This is a genomic window from Oleiphilus sp. HI0117 (assembly GCF_001635235.1).
In genome coordinates, this window is record NZ_LWGA01000861.1 from 1 (window position 1) to 3,511 (window position 3,511).

General features: G+C 44.3%; 2 protein-coding genes and 1 rRNA gene. 2 read left to right on the top strand and 1 reads right to left on the bottom strand.

The window, feature by feature from the left end:
- Window positions 1–182: ribosomal RNA gene (locus A3757_RS14880) — 16S ribosomal RNA — on the bottom strand; the annotation flags it as partial.
- 986 nt (window positions 183–1,168) lie between these two features.
- Between A3757_RS14880 and A3757_RS14885 the strand changes: the two genes are divergently transcribed.
- Window positions 1,169–1,606 (top strand): hypothetical protein, encoded by a 438-nt coding sequence (locus A3757_RS14885; protein ID WP_156490428.1) that lies wholly within the window; start codon window positions 1,169–1,171, stop codon window positions 1,604–1,606.
- A 108-nt stretch (window positions 1,607–1,714) separates the two neighbouring features.
- On the top strand, window positions 1,715–3,511 hold a 1,797-nt coding region (locus A3757_RS14890), incomplete at its 3' end, for a DUF5011 domain-containing protein (protein ID WP_156506334.1).

Here is a 3,511-nt window from a genome sequence, read left to right on the forward strand (position 1 = left end):
GCGTATGCGGTATTAATCCAAATTTCTCTGGGCTATCCCCCACTACTGGGCAGTTTTCTACGCGTTACTCACCCGTCCGCCGCTCGTCAGCAGATAGCAAGCTATCTCTGTTACCGCTCGACTTGCATGTGTTAAGCCTGCCGCCAGCGTTCAATCTGAGCCATGATCAAACTCTTCAGTTCAATCTAGTCGAAGCAAAAGCTTCATATACTTGCTCAAGTTACTTACTGTTCAAATAAATTGTACAGGTCGTTGACTTGATAATTTCTTAAGAAACATCCTCTCTAACAAGTTAGATCAGAGTGCTTCATCGTGAAATCATCTCAGTCAGCGCCCACACGAATTGCTTGGTTAATTTTTTAAAGAGCTTGCTTGAGATCCCTCAAGCGAGGCGCGTATTCTACAGCGTCTCATTTGCTTGTCAACGATTTTTTTAATTTGTTTTCGAAGAAATTTAAATTCAAAACCGAAAACCAAAACCTTTAACAAGCGAAGATAAATTACTGATTTTAATCACTTAATTTATCTTCTATCCCCTTTAAACTCCGCTGCTTTCGAAGCGGTTCGTCTTAAGGAGGTGCGCATTATATAGAGCTGATTCTTTAGGTCAACACCTTTATCAAACTTTTTTATAAATTAATACGCCAAAGACAGCAATCACTGCTGCACCCATTTTTAACCCCTCTCTTTATAACCCTTCTTTATACCAATACGACATCAACCCACCTTCTAACCACCGATATATAGCCGCCATTTACCACCAAGCCATCCAAAACCGACCAACATCACAGAAACTCAACCTACACACCCCTCTCAAAATATAAACATTAGTAACATTCACATTTATATGCCACTGTTTTTTATAGGCTTTTTCTATGATAAAACCTAACAACTGTACGCTCATGACTTTACAATTTTTTAGTTTGTAAACAATAACTTAAACAAGCACTTATTTCTTTAAAGAGACAAGCCTAGCTAGCGCTACATCTAACAGGCAGATTCATGAGACAGAGTTCAAAGTTCTTTCATGATTTTACAATTTTGCTCTACCAAGCCCCTCAATATTCATTTCTATAAAGTCGCTTCATAAAAGCCAGACCGCGCAACAAGCTAACACCGATCGTTTATTACTTAATGTCTTTGAACATAAAGAGCCATGGATAATCAGATGCCAATAAGAAAACTGAGTATTACCTCCCTATCATTTATTGTTCTTCTCTACGCTCAGTTTTTATCTGCTGCGCCCGGCGATGCAGGTAATATCCTAACAACACTGACTATTAATAATGTAAGCGGTGATGGTCGAACACCTACATCCCCTCAAGGCATTACCATGCATGATGGCTATCTTAGGGTAGTCGATTTTGGCACCGATAGAATATACCGGGTATATCCTGAAGATATATATGATGACATGGGCACAAGTGACGTAGGTGACGACGTACTATTGTTCTCTGCAGGCGACAGTGATTTAAACCTTCCTCTTGCAGACACCGATAACCCACCAATAAATAGCGATGGCAACCCCATCCCTACTTGTGGCGCAACGCCTGCAGGCCAATACTGTGGCGGCGGCGGTCTGACTTTTGCTGAAAACTATTTATGAAATGCCAGCCCTATAACTGACGACATCATAAAAGTAGACCCGGTAGATGGTGATAACCTCGAATCGGAGAATGCACTCGCGTCACTGGCATTCCCATCACCCACCGACATGACATACGACGGTCATAGCTTTTGGGTCGTAGACTGGCAAACTAACACTATCAATAAAGTACGCCCTGAAGATGGTGCGCTTCTTTTGTCTTTACCAGGCCCCTCCTCTTTACCTTCATACCAATCTAACCCCTCAGTCACTAATGCTCGCCCTTTTGGTATTACCTGGGACGGTAGAGACTTATGGGTAGCTGACCAAGAAGAACTCAAGGTTTACCGCATTGACCCAAGCGACGGTAGCGTTGTTGACTTCTTTGACACACCAGGAGCTGACCCTAAAGGATTAAGTTGGAACGGCGAATATCTTTGGCACACAGACCAAACCACCGCTACGATTTACGCTATCGAAACAGGGGTTATCCCGTTTGGCATTACCGGCTGCTTTGAAAAGAACGGTGTAGCAGTCAATGCTGATATATTACTTAGCCAAACAGCTTTATCTGACCAATCAACTAGCACTGATATTGATGGCTGCTTCCAGTTCACTGACTTCACCGCTGGCACACCAATCCAACTAAAAGCCAGTGAAGCTGGCGTTGATGAAAAACCTATCATTACTCTTGCCGAAACATCAGCGGGCTCAACTGACGTCACACTTATTGTTGGCGACGAATATTCCGAGCCCGGCTACTCCGCTTATGATACAGAAGACTTGGATTTGACATCTGAGGTCGTTACTAGGCCGAACGTTATCGATACTCCCACTATTATCGATACATCCGTACCAAACCCTACGGGAATACTAGTTGAATATGATGTCGTTGATAGCGCAGGTAACAACGCTGATACGGTATCTAGAATGGTCTACGTTCTAGAAGAGGATATCATCGCTCCCGTTATTACTCTTACTGGCGACGACCCGACATACGTTGAACAACTGACCAGCTATATAGAACCCGGCGCAACAGCAATCGATAATCGTGATGGAGATATCAGCGCAAACATTACTATTTCCGGAACCGTTGATGCAAACACTGCTGGAACTTACACCCTGCCCTACGACGTTTCGGATGCCGTTGGAAACATCGCAACGACTGTCACTCGTAATGTAATCGTCCAAGACACAACTATCCCTAGCATTACACTAAGCGGAGCTTCGAGTATCACTCTGGAAAAAGGCGACACTTATATAGAAGAAGGAGCCACAGCCACCGATAATGTTGATGGTGATATTACGGCTAATATCATTATCTCAGGAAGCGTCACGAACGATACGGTTGGAAGCTATGTCCTAAACTACGACGTGTCAGACTCATCAGGCAATGCAGCAGTAGTCGTTTCTCGCACAATTAATGTTGTCGATACCACTGCACCGATTATTACGCTAATAGGCGCCAGCCCGTATAATCAAGAATTAAACACCCCGTTCACCGACCCTGGCGCTACTGCATCAGATGTTCCAGGCGAAGACTTAAGCAGCTCCATTGTCGTCAGCGGTTCTGTTGATTCAAGCATTGCTGGTACTTACACACTTTCTTATGACCTAAGCGATGCAGCAGGAAATATAGCGACAACAATATCTCGCGACGTAATCGTTGCCGATACCGGCGCGCCAACGATCACCCTTCTTGGAAGCAACCCTCTTGATCACGAGCTTGGAAATGCCTACACCGATCCAGGCGCTACTGCATCAGATGCAATCGACGGAGACTTAAGCAGCAGCATTGCCGTAGCTGGAGATACCGACAACCCGAACCTAACAGGCACATGCAATGTCACATACGATGTTTCGGACTCAGTTGGCAACGCTGCACCTACCGAAATAAGAACAGTAAACGTAAACGACACAACACCT

Coding starts and splice junctions, on each gene's coding strand:
- A3757_RS14885 (WP_156490428.1), top strand. CDS start 1,169: ATGCCAATAAGAAAACTGAGTATTACCTCCCTATCATTTATTGTTCTT.